Origin of the sequence: Sphingomonas leidyi, from assembly GCF_011761945.1 — a bacterium.
Classification (GTDB): Bacteria; Pseudomonadota; Alphaproteobacteria; order Sphingomonadales; family Sphingomonadaceae; genus Sphingomonas; species Sphingomonas leidyi.
Genome location: NZ_JAASQV010000005.1, coordinates 122,547 through 146,671, shown reverse-complemented (window position 1 = coordinate 146,671; position 24,125 = coordinate 122,547). Strand labels below are relative to the sequence as shown.

General features: G+C 67.6%; 23 protein-coding genes. 18 read left to right on the top strand and 5 right to left on the bottom strand.

The features are described 5' to 3' along the window. Together FHR20_RS19840 and FHR20_RS19835 are read right to left on the bottom strand one after the other, a co-directional pair. On the bottom strand, positions 1-477 hold the full coding sequence (locus FHR20_RS19840; RefSeq protein ID WP_167301343.1) for an SUF system Fe-S cluster assembly regulator: 477 nt from the start codon (positions 475-477) through the stop codon (positions 1-3). 79 nt (positions 478-556) lie between these two features. Next, entirely contained in the window at positions 557-1,468 is a 912-nt protein-coding gene (locus FHR20_RS19835; RefSeq protein ID WP_167301342.1) for a helix-turn-helix transcriptional regulator, read from the bottom strand. 272 nt (positions 1,469-1,740) lie between these two features. On the opposite strand from FHR20_RS19835, the gene FHR20_RS19830 reads away from it, so the two are divergent. Continuing rightward, positions 1,741-2,715, top strand: coding sequence for a quinone-dependent dihydroorotate dehydrogenase (locus FHR20_RS19830; RefSeq protein ID WP_167301436.1), 975 nt, complete (start codon positions 1,741-1,743; stop codon positions 2,713-2,715). 9 nt (positions 2,716-2,724) lie between these two features. Here FHR20_RS19830 and FHR20_RS19825 read toward each other — a convergent pair whose 3' ends face one another. Continuing rightward, entirely contained in the window at positions 2,725-3,300 is a 576-nt protein-coding gene (locus tag FHR20_RS19825) for an HdeD family acid-resistance protein (RefSeq protein WP_167301341.1), read from the bottom strand. Positions 3,301-3,463: 163 nt separating this feature from the next. Here FHR20_RS19825 and ggt point away from each other — a divergent pair, with 163 nt between their 5' ends. Continuing rightward, positions 3,464-5,182 (top strand): gamma-glutamyltransferase, encoded by a 1,719-nt coding sequence (gene ggt / locus FHR20_RS19820; protein WP_167301340.1) that lies wholly within the window; start codon positions 3,464-3,466, stop codon positions 5,180-5,182. A gap of 60 nt (positions 5,183-5,242) precedes the next feature. Continuing rightward, positions 5,243-7,024 (top strand): AMP-dependent synthetase/ligase, encoded by a 1,782-nt coding sequence (locus FHR20_RS19815; protein ID WP_167301339.1) that lies wholly within the window; start codon positions 5,243-5,245, stop codon positions 7,022-7,024. 150 nt (positions 7,025-7,174) lie between these two features. Here the strand turns inward: FHR20_RS19815 and FHR20_RS19810 are convergent, their stop codons facing one another. Further along, positions 7,175-10,069: a M16 family metallopeptidase gene (locus FHR20_RS19810; RefSeq protein WP_167301338.1), complete on the bottom strand. Its 2,895-nt coding sequence runs from the start codon at positions 10,067-10,069 to the stop codon at positions 7,175-7,177. Positions 10,070-10,293: 224 nt separating this feature from the next. Here FHR20_RS19810 and FHR20_RS19805 point away from each other — a divergent pair, with 224 nt between their 5' ends. From FHR20_RS19805 to miaB, 10 genes are all read left to right on the top strand, one after another. Continuing rightward, the gene (locus FHR20_RS19805) at positions 10,294-11,127 is read left to right on the top strand and encodes an aspartyl/asparaginyl beta-hydroxylase domain-containing protein (RefSeq protein ID WP_243857673.1); all 834 of its coding nucleotides are present in this window, start codon (positions 10,294-10,296) and stop codon (positions 11,125-11,127) included. A gap of 50 nt (positions 11,128-11,177) precedes the next feature. Beyond that, entirely contained in the window at positions 11,178-11,447 is a 270-nt protein-coding gene (locus tag FHR20_RS19800) for a hypothetical protein (protein ID WP_243857671.1), read from the top strand. 148 nt (positions 11,448-11,595) lie between these two features. After that, on the top strand, positions 11,596-12,168 hold the full coding sequence (locus FHR20_RS19795) for a NifU family protein (protein WP_167301433.1): 573 nt from the start codon (positions 11,596-11,598) through the stop codon (positions 12,166-12,168). Positions 12,169-12,196: 28 nt separating this feature from the next. Next, a complete protein-coding gene (locus FHR20_RS19790) occupies positions 12,197-12,790 on the top strand; it encodes a malonic semialdehyde reductase (protein WP_167301337.1) in 594 nt (197 codons plus the stop codon). After that, entirely contained in the window at positions 12,720-13,421 is a 702-nt protein-coding gene (gene tsaB, locus FHR20_RS19785) for a tRNA (adenosine(37)-N6)-threonylcarbamoyltransferase complex dimerization subunit type 1 TsaB (protein WP_167301336.1), read from the top strand. Before FHR20_RS19790 ends, tsaB begins: the two co-directional genes overlap by 71 nt. Then, on the top strand, positions 13,418-13,894 hold the full coding sequence (locus FHR20_RS19780; RefSeq protein ID WP_167301335.1) for a GNAT family N-acetyltransferase: 477 nt from the start codon (positions 13,418-13,420) through the stop codon (positions 13,892-13,894). The genes tsaB and FHR20_RS19780 overlap by 4 nt, the downstream gene beginning before the upstream one ends. Positions 13,895-14,002: 108 nt before the next feature. Next, entirely contained in the window at positions 14,003-14,416 is a 414-nt protein-coding gene (locus FHR20_RS19775; protein ID WP_086128275.1) for a Ros/MucR family transcriptional regulator, read from the top strand. Positions 14,417-14,537: 121 nt separating this feature from the next. Next, positions 14,538-14,960 (top strand): Fur family transcriptional regulator, encoded by a 423-nt coding sequence (locus FHR20_RS19770; RefSeq protein ID WP_137864504.1) that lies wholly within the window; start codon positions 14,538-14,540, stop codon positions 14,958-14,960. Between the two features lies 1 nt (position 14,961). Then, positions 14,962-15,843, top strand: a complete 882-nt coding sequence (locus tag FHR20_RS19765) for a lysophospholipid acyltransferase family protein (RefSeq protein WP_167301334.1) — start codon at positions 14,962-14,964, stop codon at positions 15,841-15,843. A 49-nt stretch (positions 15,844-15,892) separates the two neighbouring features. Continuing rightward, the gene (miaB, locus tag FHR20_RS19760) at positions 15,893-17,227 is read left to right on the top strand and encodes a tRNA (N6-isopentenyl adenosine(37)-C2)-methylthiotransferase MiaB (protein ID WP_167301333.1); all 1,335 of its coding nucleotides are present in this window, start codon (positions 15,893-15,895) and stop codon (positions 17,225-17,227) included. On the opposite strand, the gene FHR20_RS19755 is transcribed toward miaB, so the two are convergent. Next, the gene (locus tag FHR20_RS19755) at positions 17,224-17,373 is read right to left on the bottom strand and encodes a hypothetical protein (RefSeq protein ID WP_167301332.1); all 150 of its coding nucleotides are present in this window, start codon (positions 17,371-17,373) and stop codon (positions 17,224-17,226) included. The two genes, miaB and FHR20_RS19755, sit on opposite strands and share 4 nt — an antisense overlap. Positions 17,374-17,598: 225 nt before the next feature. Between FHR20_RS19755 and FHR20_RS19750 the strand changes: the two genes are divergently transcribed. The 5 genes from FHR20_RS19750 to FHR20_RS19730 all read left to right on the top strand — a co-directional run bounded on the left by FHR20_RS19750 (position 17,599) and on the right by FHR20_RS19730 (position 24,041). Beyond that, positions 17,599-18,600 (top strand): PhoH family protein, encoded by a 1,002-nt coding sequence (locus FHR20_RS19750; RefSeq protein ID WP_086128269.1) that lies wholly within the window; start codon positions 17,599-17,601, stop codon positions 18,598-18,600. A 37-nt stretch (positions 18,601-18,637) separates the two neighbouring features. Further along, complete coding sequence (ybeY, locus tag FHR20_RS19745) at positions 18,638-19,147, top strand: rRNA maturation RNase YbeY (protein ID WP_167301331.1); 510 nt, start codon at positions 18,638-18,640, stop codon at positions 19,145-19,147. Between the two features lie 9 nt (positions 19,148-19,156). Further along, positions 19,157-20,065: a hemolysin family protein gene (locus tag FHR20_RS19740; RefSeq protein WP_167301330.1), complete on the top strand. Its 909-nt coding sequence runs from the start codon at positions 19,157-19,159 to the stop codon at positions 20,063-20,065. Positions 20,066-20,317: 252 nt separating this feature from the next. Next, positions 20,318-22,525, top strand: coding sequence for a catalase/peroxidase HPI (katG, locus tag FHR20_RS19735; protein WP_167301329.1), 2,208 nt, complete (start codon positions 20,318-20,320; stop codon positions 22,523-22,525). Between the two features lie 82 nt (positions 22,526-22,607). Further along, on the top strand, positions 22,608-24,041 hold the full coding sequence (locus FHR20_RS19730) for a PQQ-dependent sugar dehydrogenase (RefSeq protein WP_167301328.1): 1,434 nt from the start codon (positions 22,608-22,610) through the stop codon (positions 24,039-24,041). The last annotated feature ends 84 nt before the right edge of the window (positions 24,042-24,125 follow it).

Here is a 24,125-nt window from a genome sequence, read left to right as displayed (position 1 = left end):
TTACACCTGCTCCCCGGCCAGTGCCGGGGTCCGGATAGGATCTGCCGGATGCTGCGCCCCGGCCTCGGCCGGCACGCTGGAAAGTTGGGTGAGGGAAATGCCCGCGAGCGCGCCCTTTACAGCACCGTTCACGACATTCCAGTGCGGCTTTACCTTGCAGCTGTCCTGCACGCAGCAATCCTGCTTGCCGGCATCGACGCAGCTGGTGAGCGCGATCGGGCCCTCGACGGCCTCGACGATGTCGGCCAGCGTGATCGCCGCGGGCGGCCGCGCCAGGCGGAAACCGCCGCCGGTGCCGCGCGCACTCTCGATCAGGCCGGCGGCGGAAAGCTTGCTAACCAGCTTCTGGACCGTGGGCAGCGGCAGCGCGGTCTCCTCGGCGAGCTGCGTCGCGTTGAGCCGGCACGACCCGCCGCAATGGCGCGCCGCGGCGGACATCATCACGACCGCATAGTCGGCAAGGCTCGAAAGACGCACGCACTTCCCTTGCTAGTCCTTACGCGCGACGGCGCGGCGGACTCAATCGGACAAAAACGTTCCGATTGCGCAAATGGGCTCAGCGACGCCGAAGGTCAACCGATTCGGGGAGCACATCCGGCAGGAAGTGGAAGGTTTCGTTGTCGAGCGTCACCGCCAGCACCGGATCGATGCCCGCGCGCAACGATGTCGGGGTGTGGCCGGTGAAGTGCCGAATCTCGTTGATCAGGTGCGACTGGTCCGAGAAAGGCTCGACCACATCGTCCACCGAAGCGCCCTGATAGATGCGCATGGCGGCGCCGATCGCGCGGAACTTGCGCTTCAGATGCGCGGGCGAGCCGGCGAAATAGTCCTTGCACAGCCGCTGCACCTGGCGCTCGCCGATGTTCGAGCTCCGGCGGATGCGCGCATAGAGATCGTCGATCGTCGGATCCGTGGTCGCCGCCCATTCGCGCACCGCGCGCAGGAAGGCCAGATGCGCCGGCGGCACCGGCTTCACTTCGTGCTGGCGCATCTTGAGCAGCGGCTCGATCGCGCCGATCATCTCCTCCAGCGTCTCCATCTTGTGGAGCCGATGCCAGAGCAGCCCGGCCTGCTCGCAGAACAGCTTCTCGCCATCGACGATATGATCGGCCACCTTGTGCGCCGGCAAGTCGATCAGCGCCTTCCAGCCGATCGCGCGCAGCGACACGCCGAAGCAGTGGAAGGGCCCGCGGATCTTGTAGGTCGCGGCCGCGGTGCCAGGGCCGTTGACCATCACCCGCCGGGTCTTCTCGACATGGCCGTCGGGGAAATGGACCTCGCCCTCGCCCTTGATGACGAAGCGGAGCTGGCCGAGATCGACGCGCTCGATCCCCTCGATGTCTTCCGCATCGTGCCGGTAGAGATAATAGGACTCGACGTGCGGGAGCAGCGCGCCTTCCGCCTTGCGGAATTCGATCTGCGGCCGCGGATCGCGGTCATTTTCGGCGGCCGGTTGGGCCGGTTTCATCCTGGTTGCGCCCCGCATTTGTACCCTGTCGATCCGAGACTCTTCCCTTCCCGGATTCCTTATTTTCTGAGGCAAATATACCGCGCGGTCACGGAATAGAAAAGTGGCCCGGTCAGCCGAAGCCAGACCGGGCCAAAAGGAAAGGGTTCCCCCATTGAGCGGAAACCCCTCGGGTCGCAGTTTCCACCTAGCCGAGCCCGGCGCGGCGGTATTGGAAGGAATCGACATACGCAGCTTTACGGAGAGGAAAAGCGGTGCGAAGGCCTCCCGCCATGGCCTATCCGCTCCGTTCCGCGCTGTTCGCGCTCGATGCCGAAAGGGCGCACCGCGCCGCCATCCGCGCGCTCGCGCTATGGGGATCGCTCGGTACCGTTTTCAGATCCGAAATGGTGGAATCACCGGTCCAATTGGGAGGATTGACCTTTCCCAATCGAATCGGGCTGGCCGCCGGCCTGGACAAGGATGCCGAGGCGATTCCCGGCCTGTTCGCGCTGGGCTTCGGCGCGGTCGAGGTGGGCACGCTCACGCCCCGGCCCCAGGGCGGCAATCCCCGCCCTCGCCTGTTCCGCCTCCCCGAGGACGAGGCAGTGATCAACCGCATGGGATTCAACAATGGCGGGATCGACGCGGCGCTGGCGCGCATCGCCGGGCTGGGGCCGCGCAAGGGCATGCTCGGAATCAATGTCGGGGCGAACAAGGACAGCGCGGATCGTGTCGCCGATTATGCCCTGGGGGTGGGCAAGGCAGCCGCGCATGCCGATTACGTCACCATCAACGTCAGCTCGCCCAACACGCCGGGCCTGCGCGACCTCCAGTCGCGTCCCGCGCTCGACGAACTGCTTGCCGCCAGCCATGCGGCGCGTGGGCGAACGCCCCTGTTCCTGAAGATCGCGCCCGATCTCGATCGCGCCGGGCTGGAAGGGGCGATCCGGGCAGCGCTCGACAACGGGATCGACGCGCTGATCGTGTCCAACACCACCATCGCGCGCCCGCCGCTCCGCTCCGCCCATGCGGGCGAAGCCGGCGGCCTGTCCGGCAAGCCGCTCGCCCCGCTCGCGCGCCAGAAGCTGGCCGAGGCGGCGGAGATCGCCGCGGGCGCGCTGCCGCTGATCTCGGCGGGCGGGATCGACGGCCCGGACGAAGCGAAGCGCCGCATCGACGCCGGTGCCACGCTCGTCCAGCTCTATTCGGCGCTGGTGTTCAAGGGGCCGAGCCTGCCCCGCGCCGTCGCCCGGGCGCTCGCCTAGCCACGGGTCCTAGCCCGCAAGCTTCCGGAGCCGCAGCGCGAGCGCGACATAGGCCGCGCCGCCCAGGATCGCGAGCCAGGCGATCAGCCAGACGAGGCCGATGGCGCCCGCAACCGGCCAGGCGAGGATCGCCACGCCGAAGCCGATCGAGACCAGCCCGGCAAGGATCAGGAAGATCTCGCCCTCGATCTCCTTGCGCAGCGCGATCGCACCCGCCGCCTCCATCACGCCGGTGACGATCGCCCAGGCGGCGATCAGCAGCAGCAGCACCTGCACGGTGATGCCCGGCCACACGATGGTCAGCAGGCCCGCGGCGATCCCGGCCAGCCCGGTGAGCGCCAGCCACCAGCGCGGCGTATCGCCGCCACGCATGCCCGACAGCGCCGCGGCCAGCGCAAAGGCGCCATCGACCAGCGCATAGGCGCCCCACACCAGCGCCAGGGTGAGCAGCGCCACGCCCGGCCACAACAGCGCGAGGATCCCAAAGGCGATGCCGACGATGCCGCGCAGCAGGAACAGCCACCAGCGCTTGCCGAGCGCGCGCAGCAGCGAGGGGGAAGTCGCAAATCTCGAGCCGTCGGTCATGCTAGCCCTCCTTCGGTAGCGCCGCCCGTCCGGCATGGGCGGGCATGCAGCGCGTCGACCTGCGCCAGATTGCGCCTGGTTATACCCTTGCGCAATCATCCGATCCTTCGCCGCCCGACGTAGCGTCTTTGCGCTCCGGCCAAAGCCCGCTACGGCTTGCCGGATGAAGAAGCTGTTCCTGCTGCTCGCCCTTCTCGCCGCTCCCGCCGCGGCTTCCGCCCAGGGGGTGGTCAGCGCGGCCGATCCCCGCGCCGCCGCCGCAGGCACCGAGATCCTCAATGCCGGCGGCAGCGCCACCGACGCGGCGATCGCAACGATGCTCGCGCTGAACGTGGTCGAGCCGCAGAGCGCCGGCATCGGCGGCGGCGCCTTCTTCCTCCAATATGACGTGAAGACCGGCAAGATCGCCACGGTCGACGGGCGCGAGGCGGCACCGATGGCCGCGAACGACCATTGGTTCTACGGCCCGGACGGCCAGCCGCTCAGCCATATGGCCGCCGTGCCGGGCGGGCGCAGCGTCGGCGTGCCGGGCACGCTGCGCGCCATGGCCAAGGCGCATGCCCGCGCCGGCAAGCTGCCCTGGGCCCGGCTGTTCGATCCGGCGATCCGGCTGGCGCGTGAGGGCTTCGACGTCTCGCCCCGGCTCGCCAACGCGCTGCGCAACTATGCGCCGCACGTCGATGCCGGCGTCCGCGCGATCTATTACCACGCCGACGGCACGCCGCTGGCGGCCGGCGCGCGCGCGACCAATCCGCAACAGGCCGCGCTGCTCGAGCGCGTGGCGAAGTTCGGCCCCGACAGCTTCTATGTCGGCCCGCAGGCGGAGAAGCTGGTCGCGACGGTGAACGGCGCGGCGCGCAACCCCTCGAAGATGACCGTCGGCGACCTTGCCGCCTATGACGCCAAGGAGCGGCCGGTGCTGTGCAGCACGTATCGCGCCTACAAGATCTGCTCGATGGGCCCGCCCTCGTCGGGCGGCGTCACCGTGATGATGATCCTTGCCCAGCTCGAGCGTTTCGACATGGCGAAGCTCGGCAAGGACAATCCGGTCGCCTGGCACCTGTTCGCCGAAAGCTCGCGCCTCGCCTATGCCGATCGCGACCTCTATGTCGGCGATCCCGACTATGTGCAGGTGCCGATCGCCGGCCTGCTCGACCGCGCATATCTCGCCGGCCGCTCGGCGCTGATCAGCCCGGGCGGCACCATGGCCGAAGTGAAGGCCGGCACGCCTCCCGGCGCGCCGAAGCGCATCGCGGTCAAGCCGCAGGAAGTGCCGGGCACCACCTCGCTCTCGGTGGTCGACAAGGCCGGCAACGTCGCCCAGGTGACCACCACGATCGAAGGCGCGTTCGGCTCGGGCCTGTCGGTGGACGGGGTGATGCTCAACAACGAGCTCACCGATTTCGACATCGTGCCGGAGAAGGACGGCTATCTGGTCGCCAATCGCGTCGAGGGCGGCAAGCGGCCGCGCAGCTCGATGGCGCCGACGATCGTCTATGGCCCGGACGGCAAGGTCCGCATCGCGATCGGCGCGGCCGGCGGCTCGACGATCATCGCCCAGGTCGCCAAGGCGCTGGTCGGCGTGATCGACTGGAAGCTTTCGGCCCAGGACGCGATCGGCCTCGGCCTGCTCTATGCGCCCGGCAAGATGGCGGTCGCCGAGAAGGGCACCCAGCTCGATGCGATGGTCCCGGCGCTCCAGGCGCTGGGCGAGAAGGTCCAGTCCGCCCCGCTCGGGCTCAAGATGAACGCGGTCGAGCGGGTCGGGGCCCGCTGGACCGGCGGTGCCGATCCGCGCAGCGAAGGCGTCGTGATGGACCAACAGGGCCACATGACCGTTATCCATCGCGTGGGCGCGCAGCCGAACCGGCCGTCGGAATAGAAACGTTGGGGGGAAGGCGGGACGTCCCGGAAAAGGGGGCGCCCGCAATGGGGAGAGGGAATGCGTAGGCTCGAACGGTTCGACAACCTGGTCCAGATGTTCTTCGCGCGGGCGAAGGAAAAGGGCGATGCGCCCTTCCTCTGGCACAAGGACGAAGGCAAGTGGCGGCCGACCAGCTGGGCCGAAGCGGCCCGCCAGGTGGCGAGCCTGGCCGCGGCGCTGACCGCGCTCGGCCTGAAGCGCGGCGACCGAGTGATGCTCGTCTCGGAGAACCGCCCGGAATTCTGCATCAGCGACCTGGCGATCATGGCCGCGGGCTGTGTGACCGTGCCCACCTACACCACCAACACCGAGCGCGATCACCAGCACATCATCGAGAATTCGGGCGCCTGCGCGATCATCGTCTCGAACACCAAGCTGGCAAAGGCGCTGCTTCCCGCCGCGATCCGCGCTTCCTCGGCCCGGATGGTGATCGGCATAGAGGAGTTGCGCGTCGCCCAGCAGGGCAGCCTGGAGTTCCATGACTGGCGTGGGCTGATCGCCAGGCACGACACCGATCCGCGCGGCCTTTCCTGCACGTTCCGCCGCGAGGACCTGGCCTGCATCATCTACACCAGCGGCACGGGCGGAAGCCCCCGCGGCGTGATGCAGCATCACGGCGCGATCCTGCACAATGTCGAGGCGTGCTGCGCGCTGATCAGCGAGGATTTCGGCTGGGACGACGAGGTGTTCCTCTCGTTCCTGCCGCTCAGCCACGCCTATGAGCATACCGGCGGCCAGCATTTCCCGATCGGGCTCGGCGCGCAGATCTATTATTCCGAAGGGCTGGAGAAGCTCGCCTCGAACATCGAGGAAGTACGCCCGACCATCATGGTCGTCGTGCCCCGCCTGTTCGAGGTGCTGCGCACCCGCATCGTCAAGCAAGTGGAGAAGCAGGGCAATTTCGCCAATTTCCTGCTCGACAAGGCCGTCGCGATCGGTGGGCGCAAGGCGGCCGGCACCGGGCGCCTGTCCGACCTGCCGATGAACCTGTTCCTCGGCGCCACCCTGAAGCCGAAGCTCTCGAAGAAGTTCGGCGGACGGATCAAGGCGATGGTCTCGGGCGGCGCGCCGCTCAATCCCGAGGTCGGCATCTTCTTCCAGAGCCTCGGCCTCACGTTCCTCCAGGGCTATGGCCAGACCGAGGCGGCGCCGGTGATCTCGTGCAACCGCCCCAAGGCCGGGCTCAAGATGGACACGGTCGGCCCGCCGCTCGAAGGGGTGGAGGTGCGCATCGCCGACGATGGCGAGATATTGGTGCGCGGCGAGCTCGTGATGCACGGCTATTGGCGCAACGAGGAAGAGACCAAGCGCGTCCTGCGCGACGGCTGGCTCTATACCGGCGATATCGGCCATATCGACGACAAGGGCCGGATCAAGATCACCGACCGCAAGAAGGACATCATCGTCAACGACAAGGGCGACAATGTCGCGCCGCAGAAGGTGGAGGGCATGCTCACGCTGCAGCCCGAGATCGTCCAGGCGATGATCGCCGGCGACAAGAAGCCCTATATGTCCGCGGTGATCGTCCCCGATCCGGAATGGACCGCCGAATGGTGCGCCCGGACCGCCACCAAATGCGACTTCAGGGAACTGGCCCATGATCCCGACTACAAGGCGGCGCTGGGCGCCGCGGTGGAGCGCGTGAACAAGGACCTCTCGGTGATCGAGCGCGTCCGAAAATTCCTGGTCGCCGACGAGCCCTTCACGATCGAGAACGAGCAGCTGACGCCTAGCCTCAAGATCCGCCGGCACATATTGAAGGCGGTCTATGGCGAGCGGCTCGACGGGTTGTACCGGTAGGGAACCCACCGCCGAGGCTTCGCCCTCCCCCTTCCCCGTCATCCCGCAAAGGCGGTGATGGCGAAATGTGACGGAACGGTGCGGGCAAACAAAAAGGCCGGGGCTTCCACCCCGGCCTTTTCCGTTTCCCGTGAAGCGAGGGCCCAAGCCTCACTTCTTCTCCGGCACCACCTTGAGCGTCCAGTCCTTGTCCGGGCGGAGATACTTCATCGCCAGCCCCTGCACGTCCTGCGGCGTCACCCGCGAATAGTCGGCGGCCAGCGTCTCGACGGCGGCGATCCGCGCGGGATCATAGGTGCCGCCCTCGACCAGGCGCATCCAGAACATATTGCCCGAGGACATGCGCAGAATCTGCTGCTTCAGCGGCGTGAGCGCACGGTTGAGCTCGTCCGCGTCGATCGGCTTGGCAACCAGATCGGCGGCGATCTTGCGCGACAGCTCGAAGAAGAAGTCGACCTTGTCGGGCGGCACCATGCCGAGCGCCATGATCTTGCCGCCCGCCGGCAAACCCTGCGGCCACTGGCTGGCCACCTGGGGCGAATAGCTCACGCCCGCCTGGCTGCGCAGCTGGTCGAGCAGCCGGTCGCGGAACACCGCGGCGAGCACCTCGAGCTTGCGGCTCTCGGTGATGCCGCCATTCTCGGTGCCGCCGCCGGTCGGCCAGGCGATCACCGCCGCGGCCTGGTTGGGCTGGCCCTTGTGGAACAGCGTCACCGGCGTGGCGACGTGCGCGGGGAATTCCACCGGCGCGAGCGGCGCCTTGCTCGCCACGCGCGGCTTCAACGCACCGAAGGTAGCGGCCACGGCCTTCACCGTCGCCTCGGCATCCATGTCGCCGAACACTTCGACTTCGATCGGCCCGGTCGCCAGCAGCGGCTCCCAGAACTTGCGGAAGCTCTCCGGCGTGGTCTCGCGGATCGTCGCCTCGGGCGGCACGCCCCAGCGCGGATCGCCATTGTGGAGCAGCCGCTCCAGATCGCGATTCAGCACCGCGTCGGGCGAGGCCGAGAGGCCGGCATAGCCCGACAGGATGCCCGCCTTGGCGCGTAACACCGGATTGGGATCCCAGCCCGGTGCGGCAAGCTTGGTCGCCAGCAGCTTGAGCTGGTCGGGCAGGTCGTCCTTGGTCGTCTGGCCCTTCAGGACAAAGGCATCGTCGTCGACGTCGAAATCGGCACCGATCTGGCGGCGGCCGGTCAGGGCGTCGAGCTCTTCCTGGCCATATTTGCCGATGCCGCTGGCCATAAGCGCCGGATCGCCGGCCCAGGCCGGGGTCTGGCCCTTGTTCGGCAGGCCCGAGAGCCCGCGGCCGAAGCGCACATTGACATAGACCTTGCCAGTCTCCGACGGGTCCTGGCGGATCAGCAGCGTGACGCCATTCGCGAATGCGAGCTTCTCGATGCCGGTGCCCGGCAGGATCTGCTCGCGGTTCGCCACCTTGCCGGGCACGCCGAGCCTGGGCAGCGCCGCGAAGCTGACATTGCCGACCAGCTTGCGCTTGCCGCTCGCCGCGACATTGGCCTCGAGCGCGGAGGTCACCTTGGTGGTGATCGCCGGATCGGGCGCATGCAGGTTGACGATCGCGCGGGTCGCGGTGCCTTCGAACACCTTCTTCGACGACGCCAGCACCGTGGCCGGCGTGAACATCTTGCCGTCCACCGCACCCTTGAAGATCGCGTAGGAGAATTCGGGCGTCGTCACCGTCTCGTTGATGTCGACCGCCTCGGCCAGGTCGTCGGCCAGCTTGGCCCCGGCCTCGACCGGCGCGGTGTTGATCCGCTGCTTCATCGACGATTCGATCTCGGCGACCTCGCGGTCGATCTCGGCCTGGCTCGGCGGCGCGGCCTGGGCGTCGGCGATCACCGCGCGCACGTCGCGCAGCGCCGCTTCCCAGTCGTCGCCCACCGGCAGCACCTGCACGGTGGTGATGTTCGCCGATCGGCCGATGTCGCTCAGGTCGGCCCCGGCGGCGATGAAGGTGCCGCCCGAGCGGGCCCGGGTCTCCAGCCGGCGATTGATGATGCGGATCGCGACCAGGTCGATCATCCGCTTCTGGTTGAAGATCACCGTATCGCCGTCGACCGTCCAGGGGCGCACGATCGCCATGGTGGTGAGCACCGGCAGTGCCGGCTCGACGATGCTGGCGGCAACGGGGGTGCCCTCGACCGGCTTGCCGAAATCGGGCGTCGGCACGGCCGGGCCGGTACCCTTCCAGTCCGAGAAATGCTTGACGATCATCTGCTCGAGCAGCGCCGGATCGACGTCGCCGATCGCAATGACAGTGGCGCGCTCGGGGCGATACCAGCGCTCGTGGAACGCCTGCACGCTTGCCGGCGTCGCGGCGACGAGCGTGTCTACCGTGCCGATCGGCTCGCGCTGCGACAGCGGCTGGCCGGCGAACATCAGGTCGAGCATCGCATCCTGCAGCCGCACCTGCGGCCCCGGCTGCTCGCGCTGTTCGGCGAGCACCACCGGCCGCTCCGAATCGAGGATCTGCTGCGTGATCTGCGGGCCCGACATCATGCCCGCCAGGATCTTGAAGCTCTCGTCCAGCCCCGCCGGGGACGCCATCGGCAGGTCGAGCTTGTAGGTGGTGGCGGTGAACGTGGTGCTCGCGTTCGAATCGGAGCCGAAGGTCACGCCCAGGCGCTGCCAGACGCGCTTCGATTCGCCGTCGGGCACGTGCACCGAGCCGCGGAAGGAAAGATGTTCGAGCAGGTGCGCGAAGCCCCGCTCGCTGTCGCGCTCCATCAGCGAGCCGACATCCATGCGCACGCGGACCGATACCTGGCCCGGCGGCACGCCATTCTTGCGCACGGCATAGCGTACACCGTTGGGAAGCCGCCCGAATTTCCACGCATCGTCATGGACGAGATCGCTCTTCTCATAGAGCCAGGGATCCTTGGCGGTCTGGACCGGACGCCCCACCGTCTGCGTATCGGATACGTTCGGGGGATTGGTCGAAACCTGGGCCTGGGCCGGCAGGACCGGCGCGAGCGCGGCGAAAGCGAGGAGCGCGAGAGGCGCACGCAGGAAGAAATGCATAGACCGTCCATCTAGGGGCGAAGCGCCGGGCATGCCAGCGCGAACCTTTCCGCCAGATGTACGCGCGGGACACGAAGCGGCCCTTGTACGCCGCAGCGGGGCCATGTTTTCGACCCATCCACAGGCTAATCGAAGCGATGCGGGCGAGTCCCGCAGTCGAAAAGGCAGCGTAACCAGCAAGGTCAGGTGCAGTGAAGGTCGAGCCGAGCGCGCGGGGCAGCGCAATGTGGCGGGACGCGGGCGAAGTCGAGGCCGCCGCAGCACGGGAAATGATTCCCGGCCTCACGGTCGTGTCGGACGCCAGCATGGCCGATGCGCCGCTACGCGCCGATAGCGATCGGCCTTTCCTGATCAAATATGGCAAGCATCTGCGCGGGGTCTTCGACCAGTTCATCGCCCGCTTTTCGCTCGTCTCGAACAGCCCCGTGCTCGACGTGCGCGACTTCGCCTGGACCGAGGCGCTGCGCGCCAACTGGCAGGCGATCCGCGCCGAGGCGATCGCCGCCGCGCTCTCGCCGAATCTCGCGCCTTCGCTCTCCGTCATCTCGCCCGATCACCGCGCCATCGCGCCGGTGAACAAGTGGCGAAGCTATTTCCTCTATGGCTATGGCTATCTCGTGCCGGAGAATCTCGATCGCTGCCCGGTGACCACCCGGCTGGTCGAGTCGATCCCCGGCCTCAACAGCGCCTTCTTCTCGATCCTCGCGCCGGGCACGCACATCCCGGCGCATCGCGGCGTCACCAAGGGGCTGATCACCTGCCATCTCGGCCTGATCGTGCCGCGCGACGGCGACGTGCGCATGCGCGTCGGCGATCGCATCCTGCGCTGGGCGGAGGGCGAGACGCTGGTGTTCGACGACACCTATGATCATGAGGTGTGGAACGACACGAGCGGCACTCGCGTGGTTCTGCTCGTCCAGTTCCGCCGGCCGCTCCGCCAGCCGGGCCGGTGGTTCGTCGACAGGTTCCTGGCCTGGATCCGCGGCTCGGCGTTCGTGCAGGAGGCGCGGGCGAACGTGAACCGCTGGAACGCGGCGATGCAGGCGCTCGACGATTGATTTGCGCGCGCCGCGGGCCCACATGGCGCACACGAAGGAGCTGCCGCCAAATGGCTACCAACCGCGCCAAGGCCTGGACCGAATTCCGCCGGATGATCACCTGGATCGCGCTGGCGGGCGCGCTGATGGTCGCGGGCGCCCTCTGGTATCTCTCGCTCTACGACGCGCTCTATCCCTCGGCCGTCCTCGCCACGATCGGCGGCGTGTTCCTTTCCACGCTGCTCGGCTGCGGCCTGTTCGCCGCCGCCTTCTTCAGCGACAAGAGCGGCCACGACCAGAGCGTGACCGAGGCAACCACGCACGACGAGCAGCAGGACTGAAGCCCGCCTCCTCCCCGGCTCCCGCCTCCGATACGAAGGCGGGATCCAGGGCCGCAGGAGCGATGACAGGCAGGAACCACGCCGGCGGAAACCTTTCGTTTCCTCCTTCCAGCTTGATCGTCGCCGCCCGAGCGCCCAAATGACGCGCATGCTGATCGAGACCGAAGCCACGCCCAATCCGGCGACGCTCAAATTCCTTCCGGGCCGCACCGTGATGGAAGCGGGCACCCGCGACTTCGCGAACCCCGAAGAGGCCGAAGCCTCGCCGCTCGCCGAGGCCCTGTTCGGCCTGGGCGACGTGACCGGGGTGTTCTTCGGCCGCGACTTCATCTCGGTGACGATCGCTCCCGGTGCCGAATGGCGCGATGCCAAGCCCGACGTGCTCGGCATCCTGCTCGATCATTTCGCGGCGAACATGCCGCTGTTCCACGCCGCCTCCGCCGGCTTCAGCGTGCCGGCCGAGAGCCAGGATTTCGGCGACAATCCCGAGGACGCGGAGATCGTCGCGCAGATCAAGGAGCTGATCGAGACGCGCGTGCGCCCCGCCGTCGCCAATGATGGCGGCGACATCGTCTATCGCGGCTTCGATGCCGGCAAGGTCTATCTCCAGATGCAGGGCGCCTGTTCGGGCTGCCCCAGCTCGACCGCCACGCTCAAGAACGGCATCGAGCAGCTGCTCAAATACTACGTCCCCGAAGTCACCGAAGTCCGGGCCGTCTGAGCCCAATCGCCCAAGAAAGGACTGGAACATGGCCCAACCGCTCGACGACGCGGCGCTGGACACGATCTTCCGTACCGCGCGCACCTATAACGGCTATACCGACGCGCCGGTCACCCAGGCCGATATCCGCGACATCTACGGCCTGCTCAAGATGGGCCCCACCTCGGCCAACAACCAGGCCGCGCGCTTCGTGTGGCTGACCACGCCCGAGGCCAGGGAAAGGCTCGCGGCACTTTCGAGCAGCACCAATGCCGACAAGATCCGCAAGGCGCCGGCCGCGGTGATCATCGGCATGGACCTGGCGTTCAACGAGCAGCTGCCCTGGCTCTTCCCGCACGCGCCGACCGCGAAGGACTGGTTCCCCACCGAGGAGAGCCGCTACACCACGGCTTTCCGCAACTCGTCGCTCCAGGGCGCGTATCTGCTGATCGCCGCCCGCGCGCTCGGTTTCGACACCGGTCCGATGTCGGGTTTCGACAACGCGAAGGTTGACGAAGCCTTTTTTGCGGACCAGCCCAATGTGAAGTCCAACTTCATCTCGACACTGGGACATGGCGACCCCTCCACCATCTTCGATCGACTCCCGCGGCCTGAATTCGAGCAGTTCAATCGCGTCCTCTGACCTGACGCTCGTCATCGAGACCGCGACCGCAGCCTGTTCGGTCGCATTGCTCGACGGGGCGACCGTGATCGCCGCGGCCCATGAAGTCGTGGGCCGCGGCCATGCGGAGCGCCTGGTGCCGATGATCGCCGCGCTGCCGGGCCAGGGCCGGGCGGCGCATATTCTCGTCGATGTCGGCCCCGGCAGCTTCACCGGCGTGCGCGTCGGCCTTGCTGCGGCGCTCGGCCTGTCGATCGGCTGGAGCGCGGACGTGCACGGCTATTCGTCGCTCGCACTCGTCGCCGCGGCCGGCTTCGCCGCCGACCCGGCGATCGCCAGCCTTGCCGTGGTGCTCGAAGGCGGGCACGGTGAGGTGTTCATGCAGGCTTTCCATTCCCAGCCGCTGCGGGAAGACGGGCCGTTCCGCTCGCTCGCTCCCGCCGCCGCCCTTGCCGCGCTCGAGGGGCGCCCGGCCATTGGCAGCGGCGTCCGCCACCTGGCGCCGCTGGCCGAGGGGGCCGACCTGCGCGAGGCGCTGCCCGCCGCCGCCGACGTCCGGCTGCTCCCGGCGGGCTTCACCGCCCTCCCGGCCCGCCCCGTCTATGGCCGCGCGCCCGATGCCAAGACGCTCGCCGAGCGGGGCCTGGCATGAGCGGCACGATCAACCTGATCGAGCTGCGCGAAGGCGGGGCGCACGATCTCCACAGCGTCAACCGCATCATGCAGGAAGCATTCGACCCCCGGTTTGGCGAGGCCTGGACCAGCGCGCAGTGCCTCGGCATGCTCTCGCTCCCCGGCGTCTGGCTGGTGGTGGCCAGCGTCGACGGCCAGGATGCCGGCTTCTCCCTCGCCCGCGCCATTGCCGGCGAAGCCGAGCTGCTGCTCCTCGCCACGCACCCTGCCGCGCGCCGCCGCGGCGTTGCGGGAGCACTGCTTCGTGCGGTGATCGAAGAAGCCCGTGGCCGCGGTGTCGCGCGTCTTCATCTCGAGGTGCGTTCAGGAAACGATGCCGTCTGGCTCTACCGTCGCGAAGGCTTTGAAAAGGTCGGCGAACGCAGGGACTATTATCGAGGACGTAGCGGGCAGTTGTTCGATGCCCATACCTATGCTCGGGATCTGGACTGAGACTTACGGATATCTGCAAATATGATCTTGCGTTTGATCCAAAATGGTCCGATAGGGTGATGCCGGGCGACGAGTGATAGTCGTCTTCGCCGGGTCGAAAGGAAAAAAATGGAAACGCAAGCCGAGATTGATGAAACGCTGGTCACCCTGACGGCAGATATTGTTGCGGCGCATGTCAGCAACAACAGTGTTGCGGTATCCGACCTTCCGACCCTCATCCAGAACGTGCATGGCGCGCTCTCGGGTCTTGGCCGCGCCGCCGCCGAGCCCGAAGTGAAGCAGGAGCCGGCCGTTTCCATTCGCGCCTCGGTGAAGCCCGACTATATCGTGTGCCTCGAGGACGGCAAGAAGCTCAAGATGCTGAAGCGTCACCTGATGACGCACTATCAGATGACGCCGGAGCAGTACCGCGCCAAGTGGAACCTGCCGGCCGACTATCCGATGGTCGCCCCCAATTATGCCGAGCAGCGCCGCAGCCTGGCGAAGAAGATCGGCCTGGGCACCAAGCGCCGCAAGCGCTGAGCCCCAGCCCGCCGAACAGGAAGGGCCGGTCCGGATCGCTCCGGGCCGGCCTTTCTCGTTGCCCGCGCCTTTTCTCCGCCACAGTCTTCCAACTTCGGCGCACGCACGCTACATCGCGCCCATGGGCCGTAAGATCGATCTCGAAGCGCTCTGCCACGAGAAGGGGCTGCGCATCACCGAACAGCGCAAGGTGATTGCGCGCGTCCTCTCCGATGCGGAGGATCATCCCGACGTCGAAAAGGTCTATGAGCGCGCCTCGGCGATCGATCCGGGCATCTCCATCGCCACGGTCTATCGCACCGTGCGCCTGTTCGAGGAAGCGGGCATCCTCGACCGCCACGATTTCGGCGATGGCCGCGCCCGCTACGAGCCTTCGCCCGAAGCGCATCACGACCACCTGATCAACGTCGAGACGGGCGAAGTGATCGAGTTCGTCGATCCCGAGCTCGAGCAGTTGCAGAAGCAGATCGCCGAGCGACTGGGCTTCCGCCTGGTCGATCACCGCATGGAACTCTACGGCGTCGCGCTCGACCGCAAGAGCTGAGATGCCGGGCACCGGCGAGACCCGGGCCCAGCGCGTCGCGCGCCGGCGCGAGGACGCGATCCAGGGCCACGACACCCCGCTTACCCTGGCCGAGCAGTGCCGCATGTGGCGGCGCGTGGCGATGCTGGTGCTGGCGCTGCTGCTGCTCGTCCCGCTCCACTATCTCTTCCGCTTCGCCCGCCTGCCATCGCCCTGGCCGCGCTATTTCCTCTCCATCGCCGCCAGGATCTGCGGCGCGCGGATCAACCGCATCGGCACGCACCTGAAGCGCGACGTCTTCTACATCTCCAACCATCTGAGCTGGATCGACATATTGGCGCTGGGCGGCGCCAGCGGCACCGCCTTCATCGCCAAGGCGGAGATCCGGAGCTCGCCCATCGTCGGCTGGCTCGCCGGGCTCAACCGCACCGTCTATGTGAAGCGCGAGAACCGCCTGGGCGTCGCCGAGCAGATCAACGAGTTGCGCGACGCGCTGGCGGAGACCTGGGCGATCACGGTCTTCCCCGAGGGCACCACCACCGACGGCAAGTCGCTCCTTCCCTTCAAGACGCCGATGCTGCGCGTGCTCGAGCCGCCGCCCCCCGGGGTTATGGTGCAGCCGGTGATGCTCCATTATGGCGCGGCGGCGGACGACATCTGCTGGATCGGCCAGGAACGCGGGCTCAACAATGCGCGGCGCGTGCTCGGCCGCAAGGGCAGCTTCCGGCTCGACGTGCATTTCCTCGAGCCCTTCCATCCGCGCGACTTTCCCGGCCGCAAGGTGATCGCCGCGGAGAGCCGGCGGCGGATCGAGGAGGCGCTGGTCGCAGTGCTGGGCCAGCCGCTCCGCACCTTCCGCTTCGCCGAGGACCCGATCGGGTATCGGCCGAAGCCGGGGGGCTGAGGCACCCCTCCCTTTCGGCGAGGGACGTAAGTCGGTATAGCCCCGCCCGATGAACGCCCCCAAGAATCCCAGGACCTTCCAGGTCAAATCGTTCGGCTGCCAGATGAACGTCTATGACGGCGAACGCATGGCCGAGCTGATGGCCGCGCAGGGCATGACCGCCGCCGCCGAGGGCGAGGCCGCCGATCTCGTCGTACTCAACACCTGCCACATCCGCGAAAAGGCGACCGAGAAAGTCTATTCGGACATCGGCCGCCTGCGGAAGGGCGCGCGCGCGGATGGGCGCGCGGAGCCGATGATCGCCATCGCCGGCTGCGTCGCCCAGGCCGAGGGCGAGGAGATCGTCCGCCGCGCCAAGGTCGATGTCGTCGTGGGCCCGCAAGCCTATCACAACCTGCCCGAGCTGGTGGCGAAGGCCGCCAGCGGCCAGTCGACCCTCGATACCGACATGCCGGCGCTCAGCAAGTTCGGCGCGCTGCCCCGGCGTCGCAAGGTCGGCCCCACGGCCTTCCTCACCGTGCAGGAAGGCTGCGACAAATTCTGCACCTATTGCGTCGTCCCCTATACGCGCGGCGCCGAGATCAGCCGGTCCTTCGCCGAACTGGTCGACGAGGCCAAGGCGCTCGTCGATGCCGGCGCGCGCGAGATCACGCTGCTCGGCCAGAACGTCAATGCCTGGGACGACGATGCCGGCACCGGGCTGCACGGCCTGATCCGCGCGCTCGATCGGATCGAGGGCCTGGAGCGCATCCGCTACACCACCAGCCACCCCAACGACATGCGCGAGGGCCTGATCCGCGCCCATGCCGAGGTGGCCAAGCTGATGCCGTTCCTCCATTTGCCGGTGCAGGCGGGAAGCGACCGCATCCTCAAGGCAATGAACCGCAGCCACACGCGCGATTCCTATCTGGAGATCCTCGGGCGCGTCCGCGCCGCGCGGCCCGACATCGCGCTGTCGGGCGATTTCATCGTCGGATTCCCGGGCGAGACCGACGCCGAGTTCGAGGAAACGCTGCGCCTGGTCGACGCAGTGGGCTATGCCCAATGCTTCAGCTTCAAGTACAGCCCGCGCCCGGGCACGCCCGCCGCAGAGATGACCGACCGGTTCGTTCCCGCCGAAGTGATGGACGAGCGCCTGCAGCGCCTCCAGGCCGCGCTCAACCGCGACCAGCTCGCCTTCAACCGCGCGACCGCCGGCAAGCGCTGCCCGGTGCTGATCGAGCGCCAGGGCAAGCTCCCCGGCCAGATGCTCGGCAAGTCGCCCTGGCTCCAGTCGGTCTATCTCGATACCGATGCCGGGATCGGCGACATGGTCGATGTCGAGATCGTCGCGGGCTTCGCCAATTCGCTGCAAGGAACCGAAATGGTCCGCGCGGCGGCCTAGGCCGCGCTCGGCGGCCATCGCTCCGCTGCCGGTGCCGCGATCTCGCGCGGCGAGAAGCCGAGATTCCGCGCCATCCCGATGCTCCGCGCAGCGTCCGGATCCTCCTCGGTGAAGATCCGGCAGGGGCGGTTTCGGACCCTGGCCATGTGGCACGCATCGCACAGTCCATCGCTTCGTTGCTGCAACCGCCGCATTCCCCCTGTCCAAGTTGGAAATCCTCTGCCACTCTCCCCATATCGCATGCGCCAGGGAACCGCCCGCATCGTCTTCGCTTTGACACGCAGCGTCTCTACGCGCGTCGGGCAAGGGACGTCCGCGCGCACGCGTGGCACCGTCAACAGAGTCCATATCTCGCAGCCGCAAGGAGCCGCATGAGCCGCAAGCCTGTCCCCGCCCAGTCCGGTGAACGCAGCCGCGCCGAGGTGAATTTCGACAAGCCCCAACTCCTGCCGCAGCTCTTCGGCGAATTCGACAGCAACATCCTCGCCCTGGAAGAGCGGCTCGGCGTGTACATCCATGCTCGCGGCCAGCGCGTGCAGATCGAAGGGTCTGCCGAGGCCGTCGCCCATGCCCGCGAAGTGCTGCAGGAACTGCACGCCCGCGTCATCCGCGGCGAGGAAGTCGATACCGGGCTGATCGACGCCGTGATCGCGATGTCGAGCGAGCCGACGCTCACCGGCATCATCAAGGCGGACAATGGCAACGCCCCGCCCCAGATCATGATCCGCACGCGCAAGAAGACGATCGTGCCCCGCTCGGTCGCGCAGACCCAGTATATGCGCGCGCTCGTCTCGAACGACATGATCTTCGCATTGGGCCCGGCGGGCACGGGCAAGACCTATCTCGCCGTGGCGCAGGCAGTCGCGCAACTGATCACCGGCAGCGTCCAGCGGCTGATCCTTTCCCGTCCCGCGGTGGAGGCCGGCGAGCGGCTGGGCTTCCTGCCCGGCGACATGAAGGAGAAGGTCGATCCCTATCTCCGCCCGATCTACGATGCGCTCTACGATTGCCTGCCCGCCGAGCAGGTGGAGCGGCGCATCGCCAGCGGCGAGATCGAGATCGCCCCGATCGCCTTCATGCGCGGCCGCACGCTGGCGGATGCGTTCGTCATCCTCGACGAGGCGCAGAACACCACGCCGGCGCAGATGAAGATGTTCCTCACCCGCTTCGGCCAGAACAGCCGGATGGTGATCTGCGGCGATCCCAACCAGGTCGACCTGCCCGGCGGCCCGCCCGCCTCGGGCCTGAACGACGCGACGCGACGGCTCGAGGGCGTGGAGGGCATCGCCTTCTCGCGCTTCTCGACGGCGGACGTGGTCCGCCACCCGATCGTCGGCCGCATCGTCGAGGCATATGAGGGACCGAATGCCTGATACTTTCCTGATCCTCCCCGTTCCGGGGAGGATCTAGATGCTTGACGTTGCCGCCCTGGTCGAATCGCCCTGGCCCGACGCGGACTGGGAAACGCTCGCCATCCGCGCCGCCGAGACCGCGCTTCGCCAGACCCCCTTCCTCGAGTGGCTGGATCACGCCGCGACGATCGAAGTCGCGGTGCGCTTCACTTCGGACGAGGAAGTCCATGTCCTCAACCGCCAGTATCGGGGCAAGGACAAGCCGACCAACGTGCTCTCCTTCCCGATGGTCCAGCCGGACCTGATGGAAGCGGTCACCGAGAACAGCGACGATGGCGAGGTGCTGCTGGGCGATATCGTCCTGGCGCACGGCGTCTGCGCCGCCGAGGCGATGGAGCGCCGGGTTTCGGTCGAGGACCATGCAACGCACCTGATTGTCCACGGCCTGCTGCATTTGCTAGGCTATGACCATATGGACGATGCCGAAGCCGAGGCGATGGAGGAAATGGAGCGCGCCGCGCTCCGCGACCTCGGCCTGCACGACCCCTATCTGATACGCGAGGATTGAACACCGAACATGCCCGAGGGCCCTAGTAGCAACGGCAATGGAGACGGCCACGAAGGTGGCGGAATATGGCGCGGCATCCGCACCCTCCTGTTCGGTGACGACCAAGAAGAAACGCTGCGCGACCGCATCGAGGACGCGATCGACGAGCATGACGAGGGCGGCCGCGCCCCGGCGGGCGACCTGGCGCCGATCGAGCGCCAGATGCTGCGCAACCTGCTCCATTTCGGCGAGCGCGATGCCGGCGATGTCGGCGTGCCGCGCGCAGACATCATCGCGGTCGAGGAACGGACCAGCTTCGCCGATCTGGTGAAGCTGTTCGAGGAAGCCGGCCACAGCCGCCTTCCCGTCTATCGCGAAGAGCTCGATACCATCATCGGCATGGTCCATATCAAGGACGTGTTCAACATCCTGGCGAGCGGCGCGCCGCACCCCGCCAGCATTGCCGGCCTGATCCGCCAGCCGCTCTACGTGCCCCAGTCGATGGGCGCGCTCGACCTGCTCGCCCAGATGCGCGGGCGACGCACCCATCTCGCCATCGTGCTCGACGAATATTCGGGCACCGAGGGACTGATCACGATCGAGGACCTGATCGAGGAGATCGTCGGCGAGATCGAGGACGAGCATGACGAGGCGCCCACCGCGCTGCTCGTGCCGATCGAAGGCGGCGGCTGGGACGCCGATGCCCGTGCCGAGCTCGAGGACGTCGCCGAGACGGTCGATCCGCGCCTGGGCGAAGTCGATGGCGATGTCGACACGCTGGGCGGCCTCGCCTTCGTGCTCGCCGGGCACGTGCCCGAGGCGGGCGAGTGCCTGGAGCATGACAGCGGCTGGAAGCTCGAGATCGTCGAGGCCGATCCCAAGCGCGTCACGCGGCTGAGGCTGCATCCGCCGGCGGAAAAGGCGCTGGCGGAGGAGTAGGCGGCCGCAACCGGACGGAAAGCTCCCCTCCCTTCCAGGGAGGGGAACGGAGATGACGTCGCACCCGGGAACAGCATGCCGGGCCTTCCGCGCTTCCCCGCGCATGACAACCACATGTCGCAAAAATCACCCGGTCGATCACTGACGGCGATCTAATCCATTTCTGCGATCACTGCGCCCCGGCTAGCCTCTACGAGACTCAGGGAAGCGCTTGCTTCCCGAGCGACCAAGCAATCGAGAGGAATCGATCCCATGGACGCACCAACCACCGGCAGCCCGCTGAGCGACCCGTCGAAGGAGCCCCAGGCGCTGCGCACGTTGCTGGGCCGCACCAACCGCGATTGGTGGCCGGAGCAGCTGAGCCTGGAAATCCTCTCCCAGGGCGGCGTCTCGCCCAATCCCTATGGCGAGAGCTTCGACTATCGCGCCGCTTTCGACAGCCTCGACTATTTCGCGCTCAAGGCGGATCTCACTGCGCTGATGACGGACAGCCAGCCCTGGTGGCCGGCCGATTACGGGCATTACGGCCCCTTCTTCATCCGCATGGCCTGGCACTCGGCCGGCACCTATCGCACGGGGGATGGCCGCGGCGGCTCGTCCTCGGGCTCGCAGCGCTTCGCGCCGCTCAACAGCTGGCCGGACAATGGCAATCTCGACAAAGCCCGCCGGCTCCTGTGGCCGATCAAGCGGAAATATGGCGCGAAGATCAGCTGGGCGGATCTGTTCATCCTGGCCGGCAACGTCGCGATCGAATCGATGGGTGGCCCGACCTTCGGCTTCTCCGGCGGCCGGGAAGACATTTTCGAGCCCGAGCGCGACATCTATTGGGGCACCGAGGAGCAATGGGTCGGCCACCCCGAGAACAAGACCCGCATCGATGACGAGGCGGGCATGGCGCTCGAAGAGCCGCTCGCCGCGATCCAGATGGGCCTGATCTACGTCAACCCCGAGGGCCCGGGCGGCAAGCCCGACACCAAGGGTTCGGCGCGCGACCTGCGCCGCACCTTCGCCAACATGGCGATGAACGACGAGGAGACCGCGGCGCTCACCGCCGGCGGCCATACGTTCGGCAAGGCGCATGGCGCGGGCGATGCGAAGCATGTCGGCCGCGAGCCCGAGGCCGCGGGCATGGCCTCGATGGGCCTGGGCTGGATCTCGACGCACGAGACCGGGATGGGCGACCACACCATCACTTCGGGCATCGAAGGCGCCTGGACCCCGACGCCGACGAAATGGGACATGACCTATTTCGACATGCTGCTCGACCATGAATATGAGCTGGTGAAGAGCCCGGCGGGCGCCCAGCAGTGGCAGCCGGTCGGCAATCCCGAGGAGACCCTCGCGCCGGCGGCGCATACGCCGGGCAGGAAGGTCCCGACGATGATGACCACCGCCGACAAGGCGTTCAAGGACGATGGCGACTATCGCAAGATCCTGGAGAAGTTCCGCAGCGATCCGGCCTATTTCGCCGATGCCTTCGCCCGCGCCTGGTTCAAGCTGACGCACCGCGACATGGGCCCGAAGACCCGGTATCTCGGGCCGGAAGTGCCGCAGGAGGACCTGATCTGGCAGGATCCGATCCCGGCCGGCACCAAGCTCGGCGACGGCGATATCGCGACGCTCAAGGGCAAGATCGCCGCTTCGGGCCTCACCGTGCAGCAGCTGGTCAAGACTGCCTGGGCCTCGGCCTCGACCTATCGCGGGTCGGACCGGCGCGGCGGCGCCAATGGCGCACGGATCCGGCTGGCGCCGCAGAAGGACTGGGAAGCCAATGAGCCGGCCGAGCTCGCCAGGGTGCTGAAGGTCTATGAGGGCATCCAGGCCGATTTCGGCGGCAAGGTGAGCATCGCCGACCTGATCGTGCTGGGCGGCAATCTCGGCGTCGAGCAGGCGGCGAAGGCGGCGGGCCATGACGTGACCGTGCCCTTCACCTCGGGCCGCGGCGACGCCACCGACGCGCAGACCGATGCCGAGAGCTTCGACGTGCTCCAGCCGCGCGCCGATGGCTTCCGCAACTATCTGGCGGTCCGCTTCAGCGTGCCCACCGAGGAGTTGCTGGTCGATCGCGCCCAGCTGCTCGGCCTGTCGGCGCCCGAGATGACCGTCCTGGTCGGCGGGCTGCGCGTGCTCGGCGCCAACCATGCCAAGGCGGGCAAGCACGGCCAGTTCACCGATCGCCTCGGCCAGCTCACCAACGACTTCTTCGTCAACATCCTCGATATGGGGACGGTGTGGAAGGAGATCGACGAGAGTGCCGACGAGGAATTCACCGGCACCGACCGCGCCACCGGCGCACGGAAATGGACGGCCTCGCGCACCGACCTGGTGTTCGGCTCCAACTCGCAGCTGCGCGCGATTTCGGAAGTCTATGCCGAGGCCGGCGGTGGCGACCGGTTCGTGCAGGACTTCGTCGCCGCCTGGGCCAAGGTGATGAACGCCGATCGCTTCGACCTGAAATGACCGACCAATTCCTCCCCGAGCCTGGCTCGGGGAGGATTTTAATTGGATTGGCTTCCCCCTTTCCCGCCCCTATCGTTCCGCCATGCTCAAGCGGATCCTCATCGTCCTGGCCATCCTCGCGGTGGCGCTCATCGGCCTCTTCATCTGGGCCACCCGGCCGGATGTCGCCAAGCTGCCCGAACAGGCCGTGACCGGCGTGGTCCCGCAACTGGGCGAGGCCCGCTACCAGGACATCCCGACGATCCGCATCGCCAAGCCGGTGGGCTGGGCGAACGGCGCGAAGCCGGTGGCGCCCGCCGGGATCGAAGTCGCGCCCTTCGCCGACAAGCTCGATCACCCGCGCTGGCTGTATCGCCTGCCCAATGGCGACGTGCTGGTCGCCGAAACCAACTCGCCCCCGCGCGAGGGCGGCGGCATCACCGGCTGGATCATGGGCATCCTGATGAACCGCGCCGGTGCCGGCGTGCCCTCGGCCAACCGCATCACGCTGCTGCGCGACACCAATGGCGACGGCGTTGCCGACCAGCGCTCGACCCTGCTCGAAGGCCTCAACTCGCCCAGCGGCATGGCCCTGGTCGGCGACTGGCTCTACGTCGCCAATACCGATGCGCTCGTCCGCTTCCCCTACAAGACGGGCGATACCAGGATCACCGCCAAGCCGGAGAAGATCGTCGACCTGGCCGGCGGCGGCAATCACTGGGCGCGCAACATCCTCGCCTCGCCCGACGGCAAGCGCATCTATGTCGCGGTCGGCTCTTCCTCGAACATCGCCGAGAACGGGCTCGACAAGGAAGGCGACATCTATGCCGCGGACACCCCCTTCCAGGTCGCGAAGCAGCTCGACGCGGCCCGGCGCACCCGCGCCGCGATCCTCGAAGTGGTGCCCGAGACCAAGTCGTCGCGCGTCTATGCCTGGGGCCTGCGCAATCCGAACGGCATGGCCTTCGAGCCGCATACCGGCAATCTGTGGACCGTGGTCAACGAGCGCGACATGCTCGGCTCGGACATGCCGCCCGACTATCTCACCCAGGTCGATTTCGGCGCCTTCTATGGCTGGCCGTGGAATTACTGGGGCGGCTATGTCGACAAGCGCGTGACGCCCGAGCGGCCGGACCTGCGCGAATATACCAAGCGCCCGGATTTCGCGCTGGGCGCGCATACCGCGCCGCTCGGCCTCGCCTTCGCCGCCGACGCCAAGCTCGGCGGCCCGTTCGTCAACGGCGCCTTCGTCGCGCTGCACGGCTCGTGGAACCGCGAGCCGCCCTCGGGCTACAAGCTCGTCTTCGTGCCGTTCGGCGACAATGGCTATCCGCGCAAGGACGCCAAGCCGGTCGACCTGCTCACCGGCTTCCTCGCCAAGGACGGCAAGACGGTGAACGGCCGTCCGGTGGGCGTGATCACCGATGCCGGCGGCGCGCTGCTGGTGGCGGACGATGTCGGCAACATGATCTGGCGCGTGAGCAGCAAGGCCGGCGCCCCGATCGCGGGCGCACCCGCACCCGCCTCGCCCAAATAGCGCGATCCGGTCTCCCCGGCCTTGTGCCGGGGGCCGCCGGGAGGGGCGTGCCGGATCCGGAGGCTCGAACGCAAGCAGCGCGGC

Bases quoted from the DNA above. Each gene is read 5' to 3' on its own strand.
- FHR20_RS19825 (WP_167301341.1), bottom strand. From the start codon at position 3,300: ATGACCGACGGCTCGAGATTTGCGACTTCCCCCTCGCTGCTGCGCGCG.
- FHR20_RS19805 (WP_243857673.1), top strand. From the start codon at position 10,294: ATGTGGCGGGACGCGGGCGAAGTCGAGGCCGCCGCAGCACGGGAAATG.
- FHR20_RS19755 (WP_167301332.1), bottom strand. From the start codon at position 17,373: ATGGCCAGGGTCCGAAACCGCCCCTGCCGGATCTTCACCGAGGAGGAT.
- FHR20_RS19780 (WP_167301335.1), top strand. From the start codon at position 13,418: ATGAGCGGCACGATCAACCTGATCGAGCTGCGCGAAGGCGGGGCGCAC.
- FHR20_RS19765 (WP_167301334.1), top strand. From the start codon at position 14,962: ATGCCGGGCACCGGCGAGACCCGGGCCCAGCGCGTCGCGCGCCGGCGC.
- FHR20_RS19795 (WP_167301433.1), top strand. From the start codon at position 11,596: ATGCTGATCGAGACCGAAGCCACGCCCAATCCGGCGACGCTCAAATTC.
- tsaB (WP_167301336.1), top strand. From the start codon at position 12,720: ATGGCGACCCCTCCACCATCTTCGATCGACTCCCGCGGCCTGAATTCG.
- ggt (WP_167301340.1), top strand. From the start codon at position 3,464: ATGAAGAAGCTGTTCCTGCTGCTCGCCCTTCTCGCCGCTCCCGCCGCG.
- katG (WP_167301329.1), top strand. From the start codon at position 20,318: ATGGACGCACCAACCACCGGCAGCCCGCTGAGCGACCCGTCGAAGGAG.
- miaB (WP_167301333.1), top strand. From the start codon at position 15,893: ATGAACGCCCCCAAGAATCCCAGGACCTTCCAGGTCAAATCGTTCGGC.
- FHR20_RS19770 (WP_137864504.1), top strand. From the start codon at position 14,538: ATGGGCCGTAAGATCGATCTCGAAGCGCTCTGCCACGAGAAGGGGCTG.
- FHR20_RS19775 (WP_086128275.1), top strand. From the start codon at position 14,003: ATGGAAACGCAAGCCGAGATTGATGAAACGCTGGTCACCCTGACGGCA.
- FHR20_RS19750 (WP_086128269.1), top strand. From the start codon at position 17,599: ATGAGCCGCAAGCCTGTCCCCGCCCAGTCCGGTGAACGCAGCCGCGCC.
- FHR20_RS19730 (WP_167301328.1), top strand. From the start codon at position 22,608: ATGCTCAAGCGGATCCTCATCGTCCTGGCCATCCTCGCGGTGGCGCTC.
- FHR20_RS19800 (WP_243857671.1), top strand. From the start codon at position 11,178: ATGGCTACCAACCGCGCCAAGGCCTGGACCGAATTCCGCCGGATGATC.
- FHR20_RS19740 (WP_167301330.1), top strand. From the start codon at position 19,157: ATGCCCGAGGGCCCTAGTAGCAACGGCAATGGAGACGGCCACGAAGGT.
- FHR20_RS19790 (WP_167301337.1), top strand. From the start codon at position 12,197: ATGGCCCAACCGCTCGACGACGCGGCGCTGGACACGATCTTCCGTACC.
- ybeY (WP_167301331.1), top strand. From the start codon at position 18,638: ATGCTTGACGTTGCCGCCCTGGTCGAATCGCCCTGGCCCGACGCGGAC.
- FHR20_RS19815 (WP_167301339.1), top strand. From the start codon at position 5,243: ATGCGTAGGCTCGAACGGTTCGACAACCTGGTCCAGATGTTCTTCGCG.
- FHR20_RS19810 (WP_167301338.1), bottom strand. From the start codon at position 10,069: ATGCATTTCTTCCTGCGTGCGCCTCTCGCGCTCCTCGCTTTCGCCGCG.
- FHR20_RS19830 (WP_167301436.1), top strand. From the start codon at position 1,741: ATGGCCTATCCGCTCCGTTCCGCGCTGTTCGCGCTCGATGCCGAAAGG.
- FHR20_RS19835 (WP_167301342.1), bottom strand. From the start codon at position 1,468: ATGAAACCGGCCCAACCGGCCGCCGAAAATGACCGCGATCCGCGGCCG.